Raw genomic sequence first — 22,154 nt, 5'->3', positions numbered from 1 at the left:
AGCAGCCTCATTTGCTGTCAAGTGATTATTTTCAGAAGCTTTCGAAGAATTCTTCAACAACTTCAACCACTTGCGCTTCAGATCTCTCTGCAGCGGGAGGCGAATTCTACAGCGTTACACGCTGCTGTCAACACCTCTTTTTCAACTTCCTTTTGGCTTCGATGAACTGAAGCAACCTGCTGCCGAAACCTACATAACTCATTGAATCTCAAGGAGTTTTCCGTTTCGACTGCGCCGGAAGTGGGGCGAATTATAGACGTCTGGGATCTGCCGTCAACCGTTAATTTCGCTTTTCTTGCAAAACCTGCTTTTTAGTCGGTAAACGCGGGATCCGACGCATGACTGGGGGAATACGCAGCACCAGAAGCACCGCACCTATAAAGGCATAGATTGCCCACTCCTCAAGATCGGCGCGCACGATCCACAACATATGCAGCAAACCCAGGCCCAAAATCACGTACACCAGCCGATGCAACTTCTTCCAGCGCGAACCCAAACGACGTTGACTGTAGCGATTGGACGTGACCGCCAACGCCAGCAATCCGAGAAACCCCAACGCCCCTACTATTATGTACGGCCGCTTGCGCAACTCGACCGCCAGTTGCGACCAGTCGAAACCCAGAATAAATGCCATATAGCTGCACAGATGCAGAACCACGTAGGCAAAACACCAAAGCCCCAATTGCCGGCGCACAGCAATCCACCCGGCCCACCCGGTAAGTTTTTGCAGAGGCGTCATGCTCAGGGTGATCAACAGCAGTACCAGCGTCCCCAACCCCAGTCGATCCACCAACACCTTGCCGGGATCCGGTCCAAGCAAATCTTCAAGCGCCTGATACAACCACAGCATCGGCCAGACAGCCGCCGCAATGAAAACGCCTATACGCCAGAACGGAAAGCGCATCAGTAGTTCTTCCGCAGATCGAGCCCTGTATATAAAGAAGCGACCTCATCCGAATAGCCGTTGAACATTTGCGTATCACGCACATTTGGCTTGAACAGACTGTTCGGCAGACGCCGCTCGCGCGCCTGCGTCCAGCGTGGGTGATCAACCGTCGGGTTCACATTCGCATAGAAGCCGTATTCATCTGCCGCGATGCTTTGCCAGGTTGTCTTCGGCTGCTCGCTGACCAGACTGATACGCACAATGGATTTGACGCTCTTGAAGCCATACTTCCACGGCACGACCAAGCGCAGCGGCGCGCCATTCTGATTCGGCAGCTCGCGGCCATACATGCCTACCGCCAGAATCGCCAAGGGATTCATCGCCTCATCCAGTCGCAGACCTTCTACATAAGGCCAATCGATCAAGGCAAAGCCAGAACGCTGGCCAGGCATGCTCTTGGGATCCTGCAAGGTTTCAAACCGGATGTATTTTGCATTGGACGTTGGCTCGACCTGCTTTAGCAACGCCGAAATCGGAAAGCCGATCCAGGGAATAACCATCGACCACGCCTCGACACAACGCAGGCGATAGATACGCTCCTCCAACTGGTACGGTTTCATGAAATCTTCCAGCGCATAACGCCCCGGCTTACCCACCTCCCCGTCGATCACTACGCTCCATGGTTCGGTTTTCAGCGAGCCAGCATTCGCCGCCGGATCACCCTTGTCGGTTCCGAACTCATAGAAGTTGTTGTAATGGGTGGCGTCTTTATAAGGCGTGATAGCCTCATCCTTGACGTTGACCGCCCCCCATTTAGTAGAGGACAGCTTGTCGTTAAACCAGGCAGGTGCCTTGCCCGGCTCGACATCGGCGTACCGAGCGGCATCGTCGGCACTGGCCCAGCGCGGCAGGCTACTGACGGCGATACCGGCAGCAGTGGCCCCCAATAATTGGCGGCGAGAGAGATAAATGGCTTCAGGCGTGACATCCGACTCATGGCAGTCGGACGCTTTGGGGACTTTGATCAACATGGCAACTCCGCAGCTTTGGAGGACTGATGCACCCATAGACTGCGGAGTATGCGGGAAATTACATCACTCGGCTTTTTTGTGCCGACGAAGATGCAACAGGTACTGCACCGGGCCAGAAGCCGCGTAAGCGAGGAACACCAGCAGCAGAATGCGCGGCGGATCGCTGAACACCACAGCGAACACCAACACCACCGCAAGAATCGCCACAAACGGCACGCGCCCCTTCAGGTCCAGCTCCTTGAAGCTGTTGTACTTGATGTTGCTGACCATCAGCATGCCGGCCGCCGCAACCATCAGTGCGACCAGGAATGACATCTTCGAACCCTGAATGCCGTAATCGCTGAACGCCCAGACAATACCCGCAACCACACCGGCTGCTGCCGGACTGGCCAGACCGATGAAATAGCGCTTGTCAGCCGTCCCCACCTGAGTATTGAAGCGCGCCAGACGCAACGCCGCGCCCGCTACATAGATGAAGGCGACCATCCAGCCAACCTTGCCCATGTCGCCCAACGCCCAGCCGAACGCCAGCAGCGCTGGGGCAACACCGAACGCGACCATGTCCGACAGCGAGTCGTACTCGGCGCCGAAGGCACTTTGCGTGTTGGTCATGCGCGCCACGCGACCGTCGAGACCGTCGAGCACCATGGCGACGAAGATCGCGATCGCGGCGAACGCGAAATACTTGCTCGCATTGGCCGAGTCGCCAGCGCTTAGAGCAGCCTGGGCGCTCATCGAGTTGATGATGGAGTAAAACCCTGCGAACAGGTTCGCAGTGGTGAACAGATTCGGCAGCAGATAGATACCACGATGCCGGACTTTACGACCTTCTGCGTCGTGCCCTTCTTCGATGTGTTCATCGATGGGCAGCAGGCTTTCGGCGTCAGAAGCCTTGTTCGGCTCTTCGGGACGTTCGCTCATGGACATTACCTTGCAACGGTTTGGAGAAATTTCGACAGGTGCTTGAGGACGACAGTTCGGCCACAAACGCTGCAGCTTTATACCAGAACCACCGGCTCAAACGAAAAAACGCGGCCGAGGCCGCGTTTTCCGTACAAGAATGACGACTTAGTTTTTGGCTTTGTCGACGATCTTGTTGGCACCGATCCACGGCATCATGGAGCGCAGTTGCTCACCGATGACTTCGATGCCGTGAGCGGCGTTGTTACGACGCTTGGCGGTCATCGAAGGGTAGCCGGTTGCGCCTTCGCTGATGAACATTTTGGCGTATTCGCCGTCCTGAATACGTTTCAGAGCGTTGCGCATGGCCTGACGGGACTCGGCGTTGATCACTTCCGGGCCAGTCACGTACTCGCCGTATTCGGCGTTGTTGGAGATCGAATAGTTCATGTTGGCGATACCGCCTTCGTACATGAGGTCAACGATCAGTTTCAGTTCGTGCAGGCATTCGAAGTAGGCCATTTCCGGCGCGTAGCCAGCTTCAACCAGGGTTTCGAAACCGGCTTTGACCAGTTCAACGGTACCGCCGCACAGAACGGCTTGTTCGCCGAACAGGTCGGTTTCGGTCTCGTCCTTGAAGGTGGTTTCGATGATGCCGGTACGACCGCCACCAACGCCAGCAGCGTAGGACAGTGCAACGTTTTTGGCGTTGCCCGAGGCGTCCTGGTAGATCGCGATCAGGTCAGGGATACCACCGCCCTTCACGAACTCGGAACGCACGGTGTGGCCCGGAGCTTTCGGCGCGATCATGATCACGTCGAGGTCGGCACGCGGAACAACCTGGTTGTAGTGGATCGCGAAGCCGTGGGAGAAGGCCAGGGTGGCGCCTTTCTTGATGTTCGGCTCGATTTCGTTCTTGTACAGCGAGGACTGGAACTCGTCCGGGGTCAGGATCATGACCAGGTCGGCAGCCGCAACAGCGGAAGCAACGTCGGTCACTTTCAGGCCGTGAGCTTCAGCTTTGGCAACAGTGGCCGAACCTTTACGCAGACCAACGGTAACGTCGACACCGGAATCTTTCAGGTTGCACGCTTGGGCGTGGCCCTGGGAACCGTAACCGATGATGGCAACTTTCTTGCCCTGGATGATCGACAGGTCGCAGTCTTTATCGTAGAAAACTTTCATGAATTTCCCCTATATATCCAGGCCGTTCAGGCCATTCGCTAATTTGGTTTAGATGCTGAGTACTTTGTCGCCGCGGGCAATGCCGGTCACGCCGCTACGGACGGTTTCCAGAATCGATGCGGTGCCGATGGACTGAATGAAGCTGTCGAGCTTGTCGCTGGTACCGGTCAATTGAACGGTATACACGCTGGCACTGACGTCGACGATCTGTCCACGGTAAATATCGGTGGTGCGTTTGATCTCGGCGCGCTGGGCGCCAGTGGCCTTGACCTTGACCAACATCAGTTCGCGCTCGATGTGAGCACTTTCCGACAGGTCCACCAGCTTGACCACTTCGATCAGCTTGTTCAGGTTTTTGGTGATCTGCTCGATGACTTCATCGTGGCCCACGGTGGTCAGCGTCAGACGCGACAGGGTCGGGTCTTCGGTCGGGGCCACGGTCAGGCTTTCGATGTTGTAGTTGCGCTGCGAGAACAGGCCGACTACGCGAGACAAAGCGCCGGGTTCGTTTTCCAGAAGCAAGGAAATAATGTGCCGCATGATTAAGTACGCTCCGTCTTGCTCAGCCACATATCGCGCATCGAGCCGTCTTTGATCTGCATCGGATAGACGTGCTCGCTGGTGTCGACCGAAACGTCGATGATCACCAGGCGATCCTTCATGGCGAACGCTTCTGCCATCTTCGACTTCAAATCTTTCGATTCGGTGATGCGTACGCCGACGTGGCCGTAGGCTTCAGCCAGCTTGACGAAGTCAGGCAGCGATTCCATGTAGGAGTGCGAGTGACGGCTGCCGTAGCTCATGTCTTGCCACTGACGAACCATCCCCAGAACACCGTTGTTCAGGATGACGATTTTCACCGGCAAGCCATATTGCAGGCAGGTCGACAGTTCCTGGATGTTCATCTGGATGCTGCCTTCGCCGGTCACGCAGGCAACGTCGTCATCCGGGAAGCTCAACTTGATGCCCATGGCCGCCGGGAAACCGAAGCCCATGGTGCCCAGACCGCCGGAGTTGATCCAGCGATTCGGCTTGTTGAACGTGTAGTACTGCGCCGCGAACATCTGGTGCTGGCCCACGTCGGAGGTGATAAAGGCATCGCCCTTGGTCACTTCGCAGAGGGTTTCGATCACGGTTTGCGGCTTGATCAGGCTGCCGTCGCCCTTTTCGTAAGGGAACAGGCCGCGATCACCACGCCATTCATCAACCTGCTTCCACCAACTGGCCACGGACTCCTTGTTCGGGGTCTCGCCGATTTCCTTGAGGATCGCGACCATTTCGGTCAGGACGCTCTCGACCGGACCCACGATTGGCACGTCGGCCTTGATGGTCTTGGAAATCGAAGCCGGATCGATGTCGATATGGATGATCTTGGCATTCGGGCAGAACTTCGCCGGGCCGTTGATCACGCGATCGTCGAAACGCGCGCCGACCGCCAGGATCACGTCAGCGTGATGCATCGCCAGGTTGGCGGTGTAACTGCCGTGCATGCCGAGCATGCCGATGAACTGACGATCAGTGCCTGGGAAACCACCCAGGCCCATCAAGGTGTTGGTCACGGGCAGGTTGAGCATTTTTGCCAGTTCGGTCAGCGGTGCGGAACCGTTGCCGAGGATGACGCCGCCACCCGAATAGAGCACTGGGCGTTTGGCCGCCAGGAGCATTTCTGCCGCCTTGCGGATTTGCCCGGAGTGACCGCGAACGGCCGGGCTGTAGGAGCGCAGCTTGGCTTTTTTCGGGAAGACGTATTCGAACTTCTCAGCCGGGTTGGTCATGTCTTTCGGGATGTCGACCACGACCGGGCCCGGACGACCGGATTGCGCCAGGTAGAAGGCCTTCTTCATGACTTCCGGGATTTCCGAAGCGTGCTTGATCATGAAGCTGTGCTTCACGATCGGCCGGGAGATACCGATCATGTCGGTTTCCTGGAACGCGTCGGTGCCGACCATGGTGCTTGGCACCTGACCGGAAATGATCACCATTGGAATCGAATCCATATAGGCCGTGGCGATACCGGTGATGGCGTTTGTGGCGCCTGGACCGGACGTCACCAATACCACGCCGGCTTTACCGGTGGCACGGGCGTAGCCGTCAGCCATATGGGTCGCCGCTTGTTCGTGACGAACCAGGATGTGATTCACTTCCGGTTCTTTGAACAGGGCATCGTAAACATGCAGGAGAGCACCACCCGGGTACCCGTAGATATATTTGACGCCTTCGTCACGCAAAAAGCGGACAAGCATCTCACCGCCAGATAAAAGCTCCACGTTGTTCACCTCTAAAACGCCAGAATACCGTCCACAAAAAAGGGGCGGGTCTTAATAGGTTTACTTCTCGGCAGAGCATGAGCGACGGTGGTCGCCGACTACGTCAGCACTGACTGAGCAAGTATTGGGATCGTCCCAGTGTTGCGGGCCTTTCCCACCCAGCGCGAGGTAACGCGTTGCGGGTGTAACAGGTCGGCGCGGATGTGCGCCTCATGATCTACCGAGTGGGTCTGCTTCTGGCAGTCCCTCTACAGCGGACTTTGGATTCTTCTGTTTCGCCCTCTCCAAGTCAAGTCGTCTGTGTGGTTAATTGTGGGTAAGCACATGAGAACGCAAGAAAAAACCTGAAAACCGCTACTCTGTTAGTGTCAATTGCGCACTTTTGCCAAGGATTCAGCATGCGAACGCTCCTCCTTACTCTGCTGATCGGCCTCAGCCCGTGGTGTATGGCCGCTCAAATCTACAAATGGGTCGACGCTCAAGGGGTGACCCATTTTGATGCGCAGCCGCCACCGGGTCAGCCGTCGACGACCTTGCAGACGCCCTCTTCGCCTCCACCGAAACCGGCGGCAATGCCGGGCAGTGGGGCACTCGGCGATCAAAAGGCTATCGACGACAAGGTCAAGAAACAGATCGCCGATCAGCAGATGCAGCTCAAGCAGTTTTGCGAGCAGGCACGCACGAACCTGGCGCAATTGCAGAACAACCCGCGGTTAAGGGAGGAAGTGGAGGGACAGTTGCGCCGGCTGGACGATGCGCAGCGGCAGGAGCGCATCGTGGAAGCGCAGAAACAAATCGCACAGAATTGCGAGTAGACACCTGTAGGAGCTGCCGCAGGCTGCGATCTGTTGATCTTGCTTTAAAAACAGGATCAAAAGATCGCAGCCTACGGCAGCTCCTACAGTTATCCGGTGTCCGCCGTAAAAAGGATTGAGGCGGTGCCAGCCCGGAAAGGATCGGTTTAGCGCGAGGCAGTGATCAGCAGGTCAAACTCTTTGAGCAGCACCTGCAACTGACGATCCTTGCCACCCAGGTTGCGCTGGGCGAAGACCATTTCGGCCATTTCCTGAATGCCTGAGGCATTCGGCAACGGCAGATCCTGCTCAAGAATCATCTTCATGCGCGGCAGGAAGATCCATTGCAGCCACTGTTCGAAGTCCAGCGTGTCGACCGAAAACGGCTCGACACTGCTCAGCGCTTCCGCCGACGGCTGAACTTCGTCCCACCAGCCTTGAGTGCGCAGTTCTCGCTCGATCAGTAGCAACTGGTCGGCGATTTTCGGGAAACGAGCATCCATCACAGCGAGACCTTGGCCTTCTGTCGGGCCAAAGTGGCGCCGGCGGAATCGCCTTGCTTCTCGCGGGCTTGGGCGATGACTTCCCACAGATTGGCCTGCAGGTCCGGGCGACCGCTGGCCATGGTCAGCGCACGGCGAGCGAATTGCTCGGCTTGCGGCGCGTCACCTTGAGCCATGCGCACCTGCGCCAGACGATAAAGCACTTGCGGCTCACGCGGAGCGACACGCTGTGCACGCTCCAGGCTGGAAGACGCTCCATTGAGATCGCCTCCGGCCTGTTGCTGCTGAGCGGTGGTCAGCAAGGCGAGTACCGGACCGTCCAACTGCTCGTCCGCCGACAAGCCACCGCCGCTGCTGGCGGATGGAATACCGCTCGGCGTCGAAGGCATGCTATAGCTGCCGGAATTGACCGGCGCCGACTCAACCGGCGAAGGCGTGTAAGGCCCCGACGTGATACCACCGGACGCGGGGCCCGGCACGATTGGCGAAGAGCTGATCGGTGTCGACACGGCAGCGCCGCCGCCCGGCACCATCACCACCACACCAGTATCGCCTTGGGGAATAGCCTGAGCCTGGCCCTGCACAGGACGCTTGACCGTCGTCTGACGGAAACCGCCATTGGCCGACATACGCTCGCTGTTGGACACCGCAGTACCGGAATCAACCACCGGGATCGAACCACGCTGTACGGAAGAGCAGCCGCTGAGCAAAGCCACGGCAGTCACCGCTGGAATCAACCACTTGTTCACTTGAAACCCTCTTTGCTTAATTCATCCAGCCCTTGACCCAATCCATCACCGACTCGCCGGATGCAGGCGTTTCGCTCGCACACGCGGCGCCGGGTGGCGGTTCGCTGCCGCGAATATACGGCATCTGCACCGCCCCCGGGCAGTTGGCATCGGAGCCCTGCCCGGTACGCGAATCGACCCACGCCTGCACGACGTTGTCCGGCTGCGGCATGTCCAGCGGCAGCGGATCGGCCTTGCGCATGAAACTGGTCCACACCTGCAGCGCACCGGTCGCACCGGTGAACGGTGTCTTGCCATTATCGTCGCGCCCCAGCCAGACCACCGCCAGCACATCCTGACTGAAGCCGGCGAACCAGCTGTCGCGGGAATCGTTACTGGTACCGGTCTTGCCCGCCAGCGTCAGGGTCTTGGGCAGCACGTTATAAACGGAGCTGCCGGTACCTTCACGCATCACTCGCTGCATGGCGTTCTGGATCAGATAAATGGACGCCGGATCGAAACGCTGTTCGATCTGGAACGGATAACGCTTGAGCGGTTCGCCCTCGGCGGTCAGTACGCTGCGAATCCCGCGCATCGGCGTGTTGAAACCACCATTGGCGAGGGTCTGATACATGGTCGCGACTTCGATCGGGGTCATGCCGCCAGCACCGAGCAACATCGACGGGAACGCAGGAAATTCGCGTGTCACACCAAGGCGACCCAAGGTCTTGAGCACGTTCGGCACGCCCACTTCCAGACCCAGGCGCGAAGTCGAGAGGTTGTAGGAATGCGCAAGGCCCTGATAGAGGAACACGGTGCCGTGGGATCGGCGATCATAGTTCTGCGGCTTCCACACCTGACCGTTCGCACCTTTGACCGACAACGGATCATCCGACAGCCAACTGGTCAGGGTGTACTGGCTCGGCTTTTCCAGCGCAGTCAGATAAACCGCCGGCTTGATCAACGAACCGATGGGCCGCACCGCATCCAGTGCGCGGTTGAACCCGGCATAACTGGCTTGACGGCTGCCGATCATCGCCTGGACTTCGCCGGTTTCCGGGTTGGTCACGACCATCGCCGCTTCGACATCGTCGGAGCCCTTGCGCCCGGCCAGACGTTTAAAGGTGTCGTTGACCGAAGCCTCGGCTTTCATCTGCAGGATCGGGTCGAAACTGGTGAAGATGCGCAGGCCTTCCTCGGTCAAGTCTTCGTCGCGATAGTCTTCACGCAGCTGACGCTTGACCAGATCGATGAAGCCCGGGAACGAGCTGTCGGCCAACTTGCCGCGGGTGGTCACGCCCAGCGGCATTTTCTTCGCCGCTTCGACCTGCTCTGCAGTCGCCACGCCCTGCTGCTCAAGCACGTCGAGCACCAGGTTACGTCGTTCCAGCGCACGCTCAGGATTACGACGCGGGTTGTAGTAGGACGGGCCTTTGACCATGCCGACCAGCAATGCAACCTGATGCAGCTTCAACTCGGACAGTGGCTGACCGAAGAAGAACTGGCTGGCCAGACCGAAACCGTGCACCGCACGCTGACCATCCTGCCCGACGAAGACTTCGTTGAGGTAGGCCTCAAGGATTTCCTTCTTGTCGTAATGCAGCTCCAGCAGCATCGCCATCATTGCTTCGGTGAGCTTGCGGGTCAGGCTGCGTTCGCTGGTCAGGTAGAAATTTTTTACCAACTGCTGGGTCAGCGTACTGCCGCCCTGGGTCATCTTGCCGCCAGAGGTGTTGACCCAGATAGCACGGGCAATCGACTTCGGCGACACGCCCCAGTGGCTGTAGTAATCGCGGTCTTCGACAGCGACCAGGGTTTCGAGCAGATAGGGCGGCACCTGATCGAGCTTGATCAGAATGCGGTCTTCAAGATTTTTCGGATAAATGCCGCCGATCATCAGCGGTTCAAGGCGCACCACGGAGAGTTTCGAACCGTTGGTTGCCGACAGTTCAGCGACATAGTCGCCGGAGAAACGCACGCGCACTGGCTGCGGTTTTTCCAGGCCTTCATAGAACTGGAAGCCACGGGTGTTCAGATCGACTGTATTGCCATTGACCGCTGCGGCACCGGGGCCGTTGCTCACGGCTTCGCGGCGATAGCCGAGGGCATCGAGTTCGGTCAGGAAATCGTCCTTGCTGAGCTTTTGTCCGACGAACAGCTCGAGCGGGCGCGCGTACACCTTGGCCGGGATGGTCCAGCGCTTGCCGGAGAACTTCTCCTGAACCACGGCATCGAGGTAAACGGCGAAGCCAGCCAGCACCACAAGGCCGACCAGACTGAGTTTAATGGCCCAGCTCAACCACGGGTTCAGGCCCTTGGAGGGTGGTTTTTTCTTGGTACGGGGAGATCGGGTTCGAGTCATGGCGGCGGATTATACGCACTTTATTCATCCTCAACAGGAGCGCTCCGAGGTTTGCGTCAGGCTGGCGAGCGGCCATAATGGCCGCATCGAATTTCCCCCCAGTCTCTGAAGGATCGCCCGTGAGCCAGTCACTGATCGCTGCCCTGCAAAACCCGGCCCTCTACCCGCACCCCGTCGAAGGGTTCCAGGTCATCGAAACCCATATCTCTTGGGTGATCCTCACCGGTCCCTTTGCTTATAAAGTGAAGAAGCCGGTCAATTTCGGCTTCCTCGACTTCACCGGCCTCGATTCACGCGCACATTTCTGCGCTGAAGAGCTGCGCTTGAACCAGCGCCTGACCGACGATTTGTATCTGGAAGTGTTGCCAGTGACCGGTAGCGTCGAAGCACCGCAACTGGGCGGCGACGGCCCGGCCATCGAATATGTGCTGAAAATGCGCCAATTCCCGCAGACCGGCATGCTCAGCACCCTGCAAGCCAACGGCGAGCTGACCACCCAGCACATCGATGAGATGGCCGAGCAGATCGCGCGTTTCCACCTGAGTGCGCCGAAAGTCCCGGCTGAGCACGACGCAGGCACCCCGGACAGCGTGATGGCGCCGGTGTCGCAAAACTTCGAGCAGATCCTGCCGTTCCTCAGCGACAAGAACGATCTGCTGCAACTCGAGGCTTTGAAAGCCTGGGCCGAAAGCAGCTTCGAACGTCTCAAGCCGTTGTTCGCTCAGCGCAAGACCGAAGGTTTCACACGTGAATGCCACGGCGATATCCACTTGGGTAACGCCACGGTCATCGACGGCAAAGTAGTGATCTTCGACTGCATCGAGTTCAACGAACCGTTCCGCTTCACCGACGTTTGGGCCGACACCGGTTTCCTCGCGATGGACCTGGAAGACCGCGGCCTGAAATCCCTGGCCCGCCGTTTCATCAGCCAGTACCTGGAGCTGACCGGCGACTATCAAGGTCTGGAAGTGCTGAACTTTTATAAAGCCTACCGTGCCCTGGTTCGCGCCAAGGTTGCCCTGTTCAGCATGCCGGCGGACGCGACCCCGGTGCAGCGCGCCACCACTCTGCGCCAGTACCGCAACTACGCCAACCTGGCCGAAAGCTACAGCACCATTCCTTCGCGCTTCATGGCAATCACCCACGGCGTATCCGCTGTCGGCAAGAGCCATGTAGCCATGCGTCTGGTCGAAGCGCTGGGCGCGATTCGCCTGCGCTCCGATGTTGAACGCAAGCGTTTGTTCGGTGAGCAAACCGTCGACAACAATGTACAGGCCGGCATTTACAGCGCTGACGCCAGCGCCGCGACCTACGCACGCTTGCATGAAATCGCTGAAGTGATCCTGCACGCCGGTTTCCCGGTAGTGATTGACGCCACTTACTTGAAGCGTGAGCAGCGCGACAACGCGGCGAAAATCGCTGAAGCCACCGGTACGCCGTTCCTGATCCTCGACTGCAACGCGCCGCAAGCGGTCATCGAGAGCTGGCTGGCGATTCGTCAGGCCGACCAGAAGGATCCGTCCGACGCCACCCTCGCGGTGATCGAAGCACAGCAAGCCAACCGCGAAGCGCTGACACCAGAAGAAATCCTGCGCAGCAAACGCGTGCAGACCAATGAATCCGGCACGCTGGACACCGTGGTCGCGCAGATCCGTCAGCGCCTGCCAGGCTTGTAAGAAACTATTTCGGTCGTGAAGCCCTCGCTTGCTTCACGGCCGTCAAATAGTGGCACTATACTGGCGTCATAAAACCAACGGTGATATGACATGAGCCAGCCGAAACTTCTCGACACCCCGCTATACGCCTTGCTGCACAAAGACGACATCACAGGTTTCAACAAGGAACGACCGCAAGACGGCCCGATCGACATGGTCGGCGGCGACTTCCGTGGTCTTGATCTGCGTGAACTGAACGCCGATGGCGTGGATTTCCGGGACGCGTACTTCCGTTCCGCCGATTTGCGTGGCATCGATTTCCGTAATGCATCGCTGGAAGGTGCGAGCCTGGCCCACGCGCAGATTTCCGGGGCGTACTTTCCCCCTGAGCTGAGCGCCGACGAGATTCTGATGTCGATGAATTTCGGTACGCGTTTGCGTTATCGCACTCGCTGAAATAACCATCCAGCGCCTTCCCTGTAGGAGTGAGCCTGCTCGCGATAGCGGTTTAACATTCAACACATGCGTGCACTGCCAGTCCGCTATCGCGAGCAGGCTCACTCCTACATTGATATGTGTGTTTTCTCCCTCCTTTCTGCGCTCGCAGGCCTTTCAAACTTCTTTTCTTAGAAGCATTTGCGTCGAATCCGACCAAAGAACCACGCTTTTCCTACTGATGGCTACACTCCTGAGAAGCTCGCCCACGCACCATTCGGCCGTCGCAAGGAGGCTTGATGAATGATGAACTGCAACACCTGAAGAATCTTGGCAAGACGTCGGCGCAATGGCTGCATGCCGTGGGCATCCACAGCGCCTCGGACTTGCGTCGCCTGGGCGCGGTGGACGCCTACCGGGCCGTGCGTACCCGCGGGTTTCGCGCATCGAAGGTGTTGTTGTATGCGATCGAAGGCGCGCTGATGGATGTGCACTGGAACGACATTCCCGCCGAGCGCAAGGACGCCCTGAACAAGCAGCTCGAGGCCATTTCCTCGCGTCACAAGAACTGAACGGGCGCTGACCGCCATGTATTTACTGGGGGACCAATCGGCACACGCCGACGCACTGATCAATCGCTTGCAGAGTTTGCCTGGGCAGTGGCTCGAAGGCCTGGCCCCCTGTGGAGCGATTGTCGAACTGCAGGCAACGGATGATTTGCTCGCGCAGTTGCCAGATGATCAGCTTTTTCTGCTCAGCGAAGGCGTGATCAACGGCTGCATCGGCGCGCGCCCACTGTTTTACTGGCAGGAAGGTGATTTGATCGGCCTTCAGCAAGGTGAAGAGTGGGGCGACTGCCGCTTTTGCAGTGACGGGCCATTGCGCTTGCAACCCTATAATCGCCACGCGCTTTTCCAGCATCTGTATGCCGATGCTTCCCGAGCAGATCAATTTCTCGCATACCTGCTGGGGCAAATGGCAATCCTCGCTCACGCAGTGGCAGAGTTGAAGCCGCGAGAGTTTCGCAGCACCAACGGCTTCAAACGGGTCGAGGCAGGTGAAGTCCTGATCCATCAGGGCGACGTCGCCGATCACGTCTTTGTGATCATCGACGGACATGCCGAGGCATTCGTCGATGGGCAAAAGGTGGGCGATGTGCCCAAGGACGAAATTTTTGGCGCCATGGCAGTGTTCACTGGCGAACCGCGCAATGCCACGGTGATCACTCGCGATCCGAGCACCGTGATGCTGATTCCCGGCGACCAGTTTTTAAGCATGACTCGATCCAATCCGAAGATCGCGCATAGCTTGATCGAGAGCATGGCGCGGCGCATTGGCCAACTGAACACCCAGCTCACTCAATTGACGAGAACCGAAGGTTAGCGCGAAGCCTTTGTTTTCGGGGTGTTCCGGCCATTTCATCGACTAAATCAAATAAATGCAGAATCAGTTGTTGACTCCGTAATGAGAATCGCTATGATTATCACAACTGGTCGCGAGATCAGTCGATATTCTGAAAAGCCCTTGGTTCGGACTCTCAGATTATCTCCTCATCAGGCTAATCACGGTTATTTGACCCGGTTTTTACCGGGTCTTTTTTTGCCTGTGGAAAAGTCATTTGCCGAATTGTTTGCGCATCTGTTCGCAATAATCCTGCTTTGGCGTGGCGGCTGTGTACCAAACGTAATCGGCCATCGCGGCTGTTACCTCGCCGCCCTGCTCTGCCAATATCAAAACCGCGGGTGCTTCAGTGTCGCCCAAATCCACAATATGCAACGGCACACCGACGTCCTTGCGCGCATGCCACGCCCCGGCCAGTAACAAAGAAGGTTTCGCTGCAGCCAACAGGCGCTCGGCCATACGCCGATCACGTTGTTGCTGAACGGCGAGCATCGCCGGCATCTGTGATTCTGGCAGCAAGCCACAGTGGGAATCACTGATCTGTTCCAGCAGCGTTTTTTTCACCGACGCCGCATTAGTGCGCGCACCGCTCACAGCTGAAGCATTGCGATAGAAAGCGCGGATTTCGCTGGTTTCGAGATTAGCCGCCAGCAGGGGATAAGGCTGCGCGAGGGCGAAGCGCACAATCGGGCCATAAAGATTCCAGTCCCAGCCATCCTGCCAGGCCAATGCAACAGGAAGATCGGCGGGTGGCGAAGCAGGCTGGCGCAGGGCATCGACTTTGGGCTGCTGATCCGGCGTGAGCATTTCCAGTAATAGACTCCCTTGCGGCCGTCGCTCACCGAGGGACTGCAACAACCACAGCTGCGCGGCGTGATGATCGGCATTGTCATGCTGCTCACCGATGATCACTTGCTCAGGCGCAGCAAGCCGATTGACCAGTTGCTGCGCCGTCAGCACCTCGCCATTGCGCAAATCGCGAATCTCGCCACTGATCGGCGGTGGCGCAACCACATGCTGACACCCCGCGAGCCACACCACTGCTAATAGCCACAAGCCACGCATGCAATCACCTCGATGACAGGATCAGCGGGCGATGATCAGCGGATGCCCACGCTCCGGGTGCGGTTGCACCAAGACTTCAAGACCGAACACAGCTTTCAGCGTATCCGGCCGCAGCACTTGCTCCGGCGTATCCAGAGCCACCGGACGCCCGCCTTCAAGCAGCAGAATGCGATCACAATAGCGCGCCGCCAGATTCAGATCATGCAGGATCACCAATACCGCTGCGCCACGGTCGGCAAACTCACGCACCGCTTGCAAGGTGGTGTGCTGATGCAGCGGATCGAGCATTGACGTTGGCTCATCGAGCAACAATGTCTGCCCCGCCTGCCCCGGCCAGAGTTGTGCCAGCACTCGCGCCAGATGCACACGCTGACGTTCACCGCCGGACAACGCCAGATAACTGCGCCCGCTCAGATGCCCGGCATCCGCTGCCGCCAGCGCCGCCGCAATAATTTCGTCATCGCGCACCTGGCCGCTTTGATAGGGCAAGCGGCCCATACCGACCACTTCCTCAACGCGAAAGGCAAAATCCAGAGTCGAGACCTGCGGCAGCACCGCCAGACGCTGGGCGCGTTGCGTGCCCGTCCAACGCGCCAACGCCTCACCATCGAGAGAAACCCCGCCTTCAATGGCGGTCAGTTCACCGCAGAGAGCGCCCAGCAATGTACTTTTGCCGGCACCGTTCGGCCCCAACACACCGAGCACTTCGCCCGGTTCAAGTTGCAGGGTCAATCCGCTGAGTACCGTTTTGCGGCCGCGCAGGATCTGTAGATTGTGCGCACGCAGCATCAGGCACGCCCTCGCAGCAGCAGATAGAGAAAGAACGGCGCGCCGATAAACGCCGTAACGATACCGATCGGCAACTCCGCTGGCGCCAGGGCCAATCGCGCCGCCAGATCGGCCAGCAACAACAGGCTCGCGCCCGCCAGCACCGACGCCGGCAGTAACACTTTGTGATCCGGCCCTGCGAGCAGACGCACCAGGTGCGGCACCACCAACCCGACGAAACCGATCATGCCCGCCGCTGCCACCGCTGCGCCAACACCCAGCGCCGTACAGAACACCAGTTCACGTTTGAGCCGCTCGACATCAATGCCCAAATGCCCTGCCTCGGATTCCCCGAGCAGCAGCGCATTCAGCGCCTTGGCCCGACGCGGCAACCATAACGCAACACCGGCGCTGATGATAAGCAACGGCCAAAGCCGCGAGTAACTGGCGCCATTGAGGCTGCCGAGGTTCCAGAACGTCAGCGTACGCAGGGTCGCGTCGTCGGCCAGATAAGTGAACAGGCCGACCGCCGAACTGGCCAGCGCGGTCAGGGCGATGCCCGCCAGCAGCATGGTTGCAACGTTAGTCTGACCGTTGCGGCGACCGAGGCGATAAACCAGCGCCGTGACGCCAAGCCCGCCAAGAAACGCGCACACCGACAACAGATAAGGCCCGAACCACTCCGGCAAACCACCGAAAAAAGAGCCGCCGACAATCGCAATCGCCGCGCCCAACGCCGCGCCACTGGAAACCCCAACCAGCCCCGGATCCGCCAGCGGATTACGAAACAAGCCCTGCATCGCCACGCCGGACAAGGCCAGCACGCCGCCGACCGCCAATCCAAGCAAAGTACGCGGCAGACGAATCTGCCCCAGAATCAGTTCAGCCTGCTCCAGACCGTCCGGCGCCAGCGGCACGCCGAGCATGCGCAACGCCGCGCGCAAGGTATCGAATAGCGGCAGGCTCACCGGCCCCAGTGCCAATGACAGCCAGATCGCCAGCAAACACAGAAGCGTCAGGCCAATAAACAAGCCACGGGGTTTTACCAATGTGGTCATTGGCCGCTCTTGGCCGGGTAGAAACCGTCAGACAGGGTTTTCAGTGCGGCTGGCAGACGCGGTCCGAGCCCACCGACGAGCAGCGTCGGATCCAGCTCCAGCACGCGCCCGGCCTTGGCCGCACGGCTTGAATTGAGAATCGGGTTTTCCTTGAACAGCGCTGCTTTCGCCGCCTCACCGGTCAGCGCACGATCAGCGAACACCAGCACTTCAGGATCGAGGCTGGCGAGGGATTCCACGGAAAACGGCTTGTAACCGGTGTGCGTCGCCAGGTTATGCCCGCCCGCCTGCTGCAGCAGCCAGTCGGCGGCAGTGTCCTTGCCGGCGATCAACGGCTTGCCGCCCGCGTGGCCGAGCAGCAACAGTACGCCGGGTGCTTTCTGCTTGGATTGCGTGTCAGTGACTCGTGCTTTCTGCGCATCGAGTTGCTGTTGATAACTTTGCAACAACTGCGTTGCCTGCGCTTCAGCGCCAAGCAACCGGCCCAGATGTGTGAGGTTGTTCTCCAGCGTCGGCAAATCCGGTTGAGCCGAAAACAATTCGACTTGAACCTTGGCCGCTTTCACCTGCGCAAGCACGGGTGGCGGGCCCATTTCTTCGGTGCCGATGAGGATGTCCGGACGCAGGCTGAGAATACCTTCTGCCGAAAGACTGCGCTGATAACCAATGCTCGGCAGCGCCTTCAAGGATTCAGGATGTTGGCTGGTGGTATCGACGCCGACCAGTTTTGACTCGCCCCCCAATGCCGCGACCCACTCCGACAACGCGCCGCCAGCGCTGACCCATCGTTGCGGCAAATCGGCCGCTGCAGCCTGATGGCTGACGAACAGTCCGGCACACAGCACGACAACGCGGGTACTCAGGCGCATACACAGCTTCCTTGAAAGACGTTTTTCCCGGGCATCCGGATAACAGGCCAAGTATCCTCGACCCTGCCAGCCGCCCTGCGGACGAAGGCCGCCATTTGATAATTGTTTGCATTTAAACGTCAAGCTCGGACATATCCAGACACGAGCGGACAGTAGAGGATAGTCATGAAGTTTCTCTGCGCGGGCGCCGAGCTCGCCGAAGCCGCCAGCCGTGGGTTTGAAGTCGACGGAAAAAAGCTGTTTGCCGTGCGCCGCAGCGGCCAGGCCTACGTTTATCTGAATCGCTGCCCGCACCGTGGCGTCGGGCTGGAATGGCACCCCGACCAGTTTCTCGACCCGAGCAACAGCCTGATCCAGTGCGCCACCCACGGCGCACTGTTTCTCATCGAGGACGGTGAATGCGTGGCCGGGCCCTGCGCCGGGCAAGCACTCACCGCCATCCCTTGCCGCGAAGACGCGCAAGGCCTGTGGATCGATGTTTAACCGTTGAGCAATACATCGAGACGGCGATCGATGACCATTTCTTCGTGGTTCAAGCGAACGCCGTACGCCAGCACTTCAACACCACATGCCACCGCTTCGCGCAGCGCCTGGGCATAAGCCGAATCAATTTCTTCGGCAGGACGCACCGCTTCGATCCCGGTCAGATTCACGCAGTACAACTGCACCGCGCGAATGCCGTCCCGCGCCAGATGCGCTAATTCGCGCAGGTGCTTGGCGCCACGCTGGGTCACGGCATCAGGAAACGCCGCCACCGCCGTGCCATCGAAGCCCAAGGTGACGCTTTTCACCTCGACGTAAGCCGGGCCGCTCGGGTATTCGAGGCGAAAATCGATGCGGCTTTTTTCCTGGCCGTACGCCACTTCGCGTTTCAACGCAGTGAAACCGTTCAACTCGGTGATCACGCCCGCCTGCAAGGCTTCTTCGACCAGCCCGTTGGCGCGCCCGGTGTTTACGCAAAACAAGCGGCCCTGCGGGGTTTCGCCGATTTCCCAAGTGCCGGGCAATTTGCGTTTCGGGTCATTGGAGCGGCTGAACCAGACCTGCCCGCCCTCGACCTGACAATTGAGCATCGAACCGGTGTTCGGGCAGTGAATGGTCAGCAACTCGCCGCTAACGGTTTCGATATCGGCGAGAAAACGCTTGTAGCGACGGATCAGCCGCGCTTCTTCAAGTTCCGGATAAAAGCGCATCAGCCTTGCCAACTCTTCAGGCCACGCGCGATACGCTCCACCGCTTCCTGTAAGCGAGGAAGGTTTTGCGTGTAGGCAAAACGCACATGGTGACTGGCCTGATAGCGACCAAAATCCAGCCCCGGCGTGAACGCGACATGTTCGGTTTCGAGGAAATGACGACAGAACGCGAATGCATCACCGCCGAACTGGCTGATATCGGCGTACAAATAGAACGCGCCCTCAGGCTCCACGGCAATGTTGAATCCCAACTCGCGCAACGCCGGCAGGAGGAAATCGCGACGACGACCGAATTCGGCGCGGCGCTCTTCCAGAATGGCGATGGTATCGGGTTCAAAACAGGCCAGCGCCGCGTGTTGCGCCATGCTCGGCGCACTGATGTAGAGATTCTGCGCCAGCTTTTCCAGCTCGCTGACCGCCGCCTCCGGCGCCACCAGCCAGCCGAGGCGCCAACCGGTCATGCCGAAATACTTGGAAAAGCTGTTCAACACAAACGCACTGTCATCGACTTCCAGCACGCTGGCAGCATCGGTGCCGTACGTCAGGCCGTGATAGATCTCGTCCACCACCAGATGGCCGTGTCTGGCCTTGATGGCTGTAGATAACCCGGCCAGCTCATCGCGAGTCAGAATCGTGCCGGTCGGGTTGGCCGGCGAGGCGACCAGTGCACCGACGCTATCGTGATCCCAATGACGCTCGACCAGATCCGGGGTCAGTTGATAACGCACGTCCGGCCCTACAGGGACAAGCTGCGCCGCGCCTTCGACCAAACGCAGGAAATGGCGGTTGCACGGATAACCGGGATCCGCCAAGAGCCAGTGTTTCCCGGGATCGACCAGCAACGCACTGGCCAGCAACAGCGCACCGGAGCCACCCGGGGTGATCAGAATCCGCCGCGGATCGATGTTCAGGCCATATCGCGATTGATAAAACCCGGCAATGGCTTCGCGCAGCTCGGGAATGCCGCGCGCAGCGGTGTAACGGGTCTTGCCTGCCGTCAGCGCCGCTTGCCCGGCACGGATGATCGGCTCGGCCGTAGTGAAGTCCGGCTCGCCGATTTCCAGATGGATCACGTCGTGGCCTTCAGCCTGTAATTCATTGGCTCGCGCCAGCAGCGCCATCACATGGAACGGTTCGATCGCACGACTGCGCGCACTGTAAGGCTGAGCCATTGGTTTTCCTTCGGCAGGGAAAAAGAGACGATTCTACCCATCTGCCGGAACGAGCGAGAACCCGTAGCGGTCACAGCCTCAAGAACGCTGGACTGTAACGATATGAGCGTACGCTCCAGGATTGACTAAAATCAGTGATTGAACAGGTCTTCAACACCACCAGACACGGCTTGCCAAACATTTGCAAGCGCCACCCGCCGGGGCCTCGACATCCGGGAGTAGCGCAGGCCGATTTGATCTGGTAAGTTCGCCCGCTTGCAGCCGCAGGGCCGGCAGGTGTCGGTGATGGAGCAATCCTGCGCAATGGATTACAAGAGTAGAGGCGGTCCATTTCATGCCCACCCAAGCAAAGCAACAGCAGCAAACGGCGATCAGTGGCTTCGAACCTTACGTTCAGGCCAAAGACGAAGAGTACATGGGCAAACCCATGCGCGCGCACTTCACCAAGATCCTGACCAAGTGGAAACTGGACTTGATGCAGGAAGTCGACCGAACTGTTGATCACATGAAGGACGAAGCGGCCAACTTTCCCGACCCGGCCGACCGTGCCAGTCAGGAAGAAGAGTTCGCCCTTGAACTGCGTGCCCGTGATCGCGAGCGCAAGCTGATCAAGAAGATCGACAAGACACTGCAACTGATCGAAGACGGCGAATACGGCTGGTGCGATTCGTGCGGCATCGAGATTGGCGTCAAGCGCCTTGAAGCCCGTCCTACCGCCGACATGTGCGTCGACTGCAAGAACCTGGCTGAGATCAAGGAAAAGCAGGTCGGCAAGTAATCTCGACCTGAACGAAAAACGGAGCGTGCGAACGCTCCGTTTTTGTTTCTGCCTTTTGCCTTTGCCTTTGCCTTTTGTAGGAATGAGCCTGCTCGCGATAGCGGTGGGTCAGTCAATATCGGTGTTGAATGTCACACCGTTATCGCGAGCAGGCTCACTCCTACAAGTTGACCTGCGTATAGCCTGAAAAGTAGTTTCGTCTTCATGACTGCCAAAACATCCCCCGCCCACATCGGCCGCTTCGCCCCAACCCCCAGTGGCCACTTGCACTTCGGTTCGCTGGTTGCCGCCCTCGCCTCCTACCTCGACGCGCGCTCGGTCGGCGGTCGCTGGCTGGTGCGCATGGAAGATCTCGATCCGCCCCGTGAAGAGCCCGGTGCGCAAGCGGCAATCCTCAAGGCGCTGGAAAGCTATGGCTTCGAATGGGACGGCGACATGGTCCGGCAGAGTGATCGGCACGACGCCTACGCCGACGTTCTCAACAGCCTGTTCAATCACGGTCTCGCATACGCCTGCACCTGCTCGCGCAAACAGCTCGAAGCGTACAACGGCATTTATCCGGGCCTGTGCCGCAATCTCGGCCACGACCAGCAAGACGCCGCCATCCGCCTGCGCGTGCCGGAACTGGAATACCACTTCATCGACCGCGTGCAGGGTGAATACCGCCAGCATCTGGGGCGCGATGTCGGCGATTTCGTCATCCGCCGGCGCGACGGGCTCTACGCCTATCAACTGGCCGTGGTGCTCGATGATGCGTGGCAAGGCATCACCGACATTGTGCGCGGCGCCGATCTGCTCGACTCGACTCCGCGTCAGCTGTATCTGCAAGAACTGCTCGGCCTGCGCCAACCGCGTTATCTGCACCTGCCGCTGATTACCCAACCGGACGGTAACAAGCTCGGCAAGTCCTACCGTTCGCCACCGCTGCAGGCTGATCAAGCCACGCCGTTGTTGCTGCGAGCCCTGCGCGCCCTGGGGCAAAACCCCGGTGCCGAACTGGCGCACGCCTCGCCGCAAGAACTGCTCAGTTGGGGCAGCAAGCATTGGGATGCGACGAAGATACCGCGCACACTGACCCTGCCCGAGGCGCAACTGCTATGACGA

The 22,154-nt window shown here is 58.9% G+C and carries 23 protein-coding genes; 8 read left to right on the top strand and 15 right to left on the bottom strand.

Annotation, left to right across the window (positions count from 1 at the left end; all coding sequences use genetic code 11):
- Positions 1 to 280: 280 nt before the first annotated feature.
- The 6 genes from msrQ to CQ009_RS28920 form a co-directional block, all read right to left on the bottom strand.
- A complete protein-coding gene (gene msrQ, locus CQ009_RS28945; protein WP_105709412.1) occupies positions 281 to 904 on the bottom strand; it encodes a protein-methionine-sulfoxide reductase heme-binding subunit MsrQ in 624 nt (207 codons plus the stop codon).
- Entirely contained in the window at positions 904 to 1,917 is a 1,014-nt protein-coding gene (msrP, locus tag CQ009_RS28940; RefSeq protein ID WP_105709411.1) for a protein-methionine-sulfoxide reductase catalytic subunit MsrP, read from the bottom strand. Before msrP ends, msrQ begins: the two co-directional genes overlap by 1 nt.
- A 63-nt stretch (positions 1,918 to 1,980) precedes the next feature.
- Positions 1,981 to 2,838 (bottom strand): CDP-diacylglycerol--serine O-phosphatidyltransferase, encoded by an 858-nt coding sequence (gene pssA / locus CQ009_RS28935; RefSeq protein WP_016983477.1) that lies wholly within the window; start codon positions 2,836 to 2,838, stop codon positions 1,981 to 1,983.
- 147 nt (positions 2,839 to 2,985) lie between these two features.
- Positions 2,986 to 4,002, bottom strand: coding sequence for a ketol-acid reductoisomerase (ilvC, locus tag CQ009_RS28930; RefSeq protein ID WP_007909969.1), 1,017 nt, complete (start codon positions 4,000 to 4,002; stop codon positions 2,986 to 2,988).
- 48 nt (positions 4,003 to 4,050) lie between these two features.
- A complete protein-coding gene (ilvN, locus tag CQ009_RS28925) occupies positions 4,051 to 4,542 on the bottom strand; it encodes an acetolactate synthase small subunit (RefSeq protein WP_003176102.1) in 492 nt (163 codons plus the stop codon).
- A 2-nt stretch (positions 4,543 to 4,544) separates the two neighbouring features.
- Positions 4,545 to 6,269, bottom strand: a complete 1,725-nt coding sequence (locus CQ009_RS28920; protein ID WP_064392524.1) for an acetolactate synthase 3 large subunit — start codon at positions 6,267 to 6,269, stop codon at positions 4,545 to 4,547.
- Positions 6,270 to 6,667: 398 nt separating this feature from the next.
- Between CQ009_RS28920 and CQ009_RS28915 the strand changes: the two genes are divergently transcribed.
- On the top strand, positions 6,668 to 7,084 hold the full coding sequence (locus CQ009_RS28915; protein ID WP_105709410.1) for a DUF4124 domain-containing protein: 417 nt from the start codon (positions 6,668 to 6,670) through the stop codon (positions 7,082 to 7,084).
- Between the two features lie 146 nt (positions 7,085 to 7,230).
- Here the strand turns inward: CQ009_RS28915 and CQ009_RS28910 are convergent, their stop codons facing one another.
- The 3 genes from CQ009_RS28910 to mrcB are packed head-to-tail and all read right to left on the bottom strand — an operon-like array spanning position 7,231 to position 10,656.
- Positions 7,231 to 7,566, bottom strand: a complete 336-nt coding sequence (locus CQ009_RS28910; RefSeq protein ID WP_053123861.1) for a YqcC family protein — start codon at positions 7,564 to 7,566, stop codon at positions 7,231 to 7,233.
- A complete protein-coding gene (locus tag CQ009_RS28905) occupies positions 7,566 to 8,315 on the bottom strand; it encodes a tetratricopeptide repeat protein (RefSeq protein ID WP_105709409.1) in 750 nt (249 codons plus the stop codon). The genes CQ009_RS28910 and CQ009_RS28905 overlap by 1 nt, the downstream gene beginning before the upstream one ends.
- 16 nt (positions 8,316 to 8,331) lie before the next feature.
- On the bottom strand, positions 8,332 to 10,656 hold the full coding sequence (gene mrcB / locus CQ009_RS28900) for a penicillin-binding protein 1B (protein WP_105709408.1): 2,325 nt from the start codon (positions 10,654 to 10,656) through the stop codon (positions 8,332 to 8,334).
- 119 nt (positions 10,657 to 10,775) lie between these two features.
- Between mrcB and CQ009_RS28895 the strand changes: the two genes are divergently transcribed.
- The 4 genes from CQ009_RS28895 (at position 10,776) to CQ009_RS28880 (ending at position 14,129) form a co-directional block, all read left to right on the top strand.
- Positions 10,776 to 12,332, top strand: a complete 1,557-nt coding sequence (locus tag CQ009_RS28895; protein WP_064392507.1) for a bifunctional aminoglycoside phosphotransferase/ATP-binding protein — start codon at positions 10,776 to 10,778, stop codon at positions 12,330 to 12,332.
- Between the two features lie 90 nt (positions 12,333 to 12,422).
- Positions 12,423 to 12,767: a pentapeptide repeat-containing protein gene (locus CQ009_RS28890; RefSeq protein WP_007909940.1), complete on the top strand. Its 345-nt coding sequence runs from the start codon at positions 12,423 to 12,425 to the stop codon at positions 12,765 to 12,767.
- Between the two features lie 278 nt (positions 12,768 to 13,045).
- Entirely contained in the window at positions 13,046 to 13,318 is a 273-nt protein-coding gene (locus CQ009_RS28885) for a TfoX/Sxy family protein (RefSeq protein WP_003228231.1), read from the top strand.
- Positions 13,319 to 13,334: 16 nt separating this feature from the next.
- Complete coding sequence (locus CQ009_RS28880; protein ID WP_105709407.1) at positions 13,335 to 14,129, top strand: Crp/Fnr family transcriptional regulator; 795 nt, start codon at positions 13,335 to 13,337, stop codon at positions 14,127 to 14,129.
- Between the two features lie 231 nt (positions 14,130 to 14,360).
- On the opposite strand, the gene CQ009_RS28875 is transcribed toward CQ009_RS28880, so the two are convergent.
- Genes CQ009_RS28875 through CQ009_RS28860 form a run of 4 tightly spaced genes read right to left on the bottom strand, consistent with a single transcriptional unit; the run spans position 14,361 to position 17,907 of the window.
- On the bottom strand, positions 14,361 to 15,212 hold the full coding sequence (locus CQ009_RS28875; protein WP_105709406.1) for a ChaN family lipoprotein: 852 nt from the start codon (positions 15,210 to 15,212) through the stop codon (positions 14,361 to 14,363).
- A gap of 21 nt (positions 15,213 to 15,233) precedes the next feature.
- A complete protein-coding gene (locus CQ009_RS28870) occupies positions 15,234 to 16,001 on the bottom strand; it encodes a heme ABC transporter ATP-binding protein (protein ID WP_105709405.1) in 768 nt (255 codons plus the stop codon).
- The gene (locus tag CQ009_RS28865; protein ID WP_177431023.1) at positions 16,001 to 16,984 is read right to left on the bottom strand and encodes an iron ABC transporter permease; all 984 of its coding nucleotides are present in this window, start codon (positions 16,982 to 16,984) and stop codon (positions 16,001 to 16,003) included. The genes CQ009_RS28870 and CQ009_RS28865 overlap by 1 nt, the downstream gene beginning before the upstream one ends.
- Positions 16,985 to 17,034: 50 nt before the next feature.
- A complete protein-coding gene (locus CQ009_RS28860; RefSeq protein WP_105709403.1) occupies positions 17,035 to 17,907 on the bottom strand; it encodes a hemin ABC transporter substrate-binding protein in 873 nt (290 codons plus the stop codon).
- A 165-nt stretch (positions 17,908 to 18,072) separates the two neighbouring features.
- Here CQ009_RS28860 and CQ009_RS28855 point away from each other — a divergent pair, with 165 nt between their 5' ends.
- Complete coding sequence (locus CQ009_RS28855; protein ID WP_064392493.1) at positions 18,073 to 18,390, top strand: Rieske (2Fe-2S) protein; 318 nt, start codon at positions 18,073 to 18,075, stop codon at positions 18,388 to 18,390.
- Here CQ009_RS28855 and sfsA read toward each other — a convergent pair.
- Positions 18,387 to 19,100: a DNA/RNA nuclease SfsA gene (sfsA, locus tag CQ009_RS28850; protein ID WP_105709402.1), complete on the bottom strand. Its 714-nt coding sequence runs from the start codon at positions 19,098 to 19,100 to the stop codon at positions 18,387 to 18,389. The genes CQ009_RS28855 and sfsA overlap by 4 nt on opposite strands.
- Positions 19,100 to 20,272, bottom strand: coding sequence for a pyridoxal phosphate-dependent aminotransferase (locus CQ009_RS28845; protein WP_105709401.1), 1,173 nt, complete (start codon positions 20,270 to 20,272; stop codon positions 19,100 to 19,102). The genes sfsA and CQ009_RS28845 overlap by 1 nt, the downstream gene beginning before the upstream one ends.
- A gap of 334 nt (positions 20,273 to 20,606) precedes the next feature.
- Between CQ009_RS28845 and dksA the strand changes: the two genes are divergently transcribed.
- Positions 20,607 to 21,050: an RNA polymerase-binding protein DksA gene (gene dksA / locus CQ009_RS28840; protein ID WP_007909922.1), complete on the top strand. Its 444-nt coding sequence runs from the start codon at positions 20,607 to 20,609 to the stop codon at positions 21,048 to 21,050.
- Positions 21,051 to 21,254: 204 nt separating this feature from the next.
- Positions 21,255 to 22,151 (top strand): tRNA glutamyl-Q(34) synthetase GluQRS, encoded by an 897-nt coding sequence (gluQRS, locus tag CQ009_RS28835; RefSeq protein ID WP_105709400.1) that lies wholly within the window; start codon positions 21,255 to 21,257, stop codon positions 22,149 to 22,151.
- Positions 22,152 to 22,154: the final 3 nt, after the last annotated feature.

The sequence above is a fragment of the Pseudomonas sp. MYb2 genome, from assembly GCF_002979955.1.
GTDB lineage: Bacteria > Pseudomonadota > Gammaproteobacteria > Pseudomonadales > Pseudomonadaceae > Aquipseudomonas.
The sequence above is the reverse complement of the archived record's forward strand: the minus strand, read 5'-3'. Positions and strand labels throughout refer to the sequence as shown.

Excerpts from the sequence above, each read along its gene's own strand:
- msrQ (WP_105709412.1), bottom strand. The coding sequence starts at position 904 with ATGCGCTTTCCGTTCTGGCGTATAGGCGTTTTCATTGCGGCGGCTGTC.
- msrP (WP_105709411.1), bottom strand. The coding sequence starts at position 1,917 with ATGTTGATCAAAGTCCCCAAAGCGTCCGACTGCCATGAGTCGGATGTC.
- pssA (WP_016983477.1), bottom strand. The coding sequence starts at position 2,838 with ATGAGCGAACGTCCCGAAGAGCCGAACAAGGCTTCTGACGCCGAAAGC.
- ilvC (WP_007909969.1), bottom strand. The coding sequence starts at position 4,002 with ATGAAAGTTTTCTACGATAAAGACTGCGACCTGTCGATCATCCAGGGC.
- ilvN (WP_003176102.1), bottom strand. The coding sequence starts at position 4,542 with ATGCGGCACATTATTTCCTTGCTTCTGGAAAACGAACCCGGCGCTTTG.
- CQ009_RS28915 (WP_105709410.1), top strand. The coding sequence starts at position 6,668 with ATGCGAACGCTCCTCCTTACTCTGCTGATCGGCCTCAGCCCGTGGTGT.
- CQ009_RS28910 (WP_053123861.1), bottom strand. The coding sequence starts at position 7,566 with ATGGATGCTCGTTTCCCGAAAATCGCCGACCAGTTGCTACTGATCGAG.
- mrcB (WP_105709408.1), bottom strand. The coding sequence starts at position 10,656 with ATGACTCGAACCCGATCTCCCCGTACCAAGAAAAAACCACCCTCCAAG.
- CQ009_RS28890 (WP_007909940.1), top strand. The coding sequence starts at position 12,423 with ATGAGCCAGCCGAAACTTCTCGACACCCCGCTATACGCCTTGCTGCAC.
- CQ009_RS28885 (WP_003228231.1), top strand. The coding sequence starts at position 13,046 with ATGAATGATGAACTGCAACACCTGAAGAATCTTGGCAAGACGTCGGCG.
- CQ009_RS28880 (WP_105709407.1), top strand. The coding sequence starts at position 13,335 with ATGTATTTACTGGGGGACCAATCGGCACACGCCGACGCACTGATCAAT.
- CQ009_RS28875 (WP_105709406.1), bottom strand. The coding sequence starts at position 15,212 with ATGCGTGGCTTGTGGCTATTAGCAGTGGTGTGGCTCGCGGGGTGTCAG.
- CQ009_RS28870 (WP_105709405.1), bottom strand. The coding sequence starts at position 16,001 with ATGCTGCGTGCGCACAATCTACAGATCCTGCGCGGCCGCAAAACGGTA.
- CQ009_RS28860 (WP_105709403.1), bottom strand. The coding sequence starts at position 17,907 with ATGCGCCTGAGTACCCGCGTTGTCGTGCTGTGTGCCGGACTGTTCGTC.
- CQ009_RS28855 (WP_064392493.1), top strand. The coding sequence starts at position 18,073 with ATGAAGTTTCTCTGCGCGGGCGCCGAGCTCGCCGAAGCCGCCAGCCGT.
- sfsA (WP_105709402.1), bottom strand. The coding sequence starts at position 19,100 with ATGCGCTTTTATCCGGAACTTGAAGAAGCGCGGCTGATCCGTCGCTAC.
- CQ009_RS28845 (WP_105709401.1), bottom strand. The coding sequence starts at position 20,272 with ATGGCTCAGCCTTACAGTGCGCGCAGTCGTGCGATCGAACCGTTCCAT.
- dksA (WP_007909922.1), top strand. The coding sequence starts at position 20,607 with ATGCCCACCCAAGCAAAGCAACAGCAGCAAACGGCGATCAGTGGCTTC.
- gluQRS (WP_105709400.1), top strand. The coding sequence starts at position 21,255 with ATGACTGCCAAAACATCCCCCGCCCACATCGGCCGCTTCGCCCCAACC.